The organism is Vibrio sp. Y176 (assembly GCF_033438945.1).
The window spans coordinates 1-646 of record NZ_JAWOQS010000675.1; the positions used below are offsets into that span (position 1 = coordinate 1).

The following is a 646-nucleotide window of genomic DNA, read 5'->3' on the forward strand; positions in this document are numbered from 1 at the left end:
TTTGAGCCTCTTCTTGGGAAAGCTTTACAACTTCTGCCCAGTTCTTCTCAAAACCGGCCCAGTCATTATTAGCACGCTGTGTTCGCCAAGCGTGCTCACACTTCGAACCGGCAAGAGAACTTGCTTGAACTAATGATTCTGGAAGAAGGTTTGCAAGCTGCCATTCGCGTTTCATTTCACGTAACATGGCTCGCTCTTGCGTGGCGAGGTTTTCTTCTTCTGCTTGTGCAAATAGATCCTCAAGATGCGGCTGAGTCATGAGCGAGTGGATGTGTACTTCAAGTTCAGCCATTGCGTTGGAGCGTGCTTCAGCACCGCCTGATGGCATCACAGCTGCTTGATCCCAGCCTACAATTTCTAATAAATGGCCAAAGTTGGCGACTTTTTTTGAATGTTCGACGAGTTTTGTAAATGCATTCATTGTGACTACTCTTATTTTTGTTCTTTCCCTAAACACCCGAAAAGGGTCCTTCACATCAAGTCGCGCTAAGCAACTGAAGTTAATTTACTAATAATTAACATTTAATGACGTCTCATTGTCCACAAATTCATCCGGTTGTATAGCGCTCTTAAAAAAGAAGCTTGCGAATCGAGTTGATTGGCGGTATTGATGACGCACTACCCATTAATTATCACAACAATATGG

Annotated in this window: 1 pseudogene; it reads right to left on the reverse strand. The window is 43.8% G+C overall.

Going from position 1 to position 646, the window contains the following annotated elements:
- A pseudogene (locus R7O13_RS28005) lies at positions 1-421 on the reverse strand (carboxypeptidase M32); the annotation flags it as partial.
- Positions 422-646: the final 225 nt, after the last annotated feature.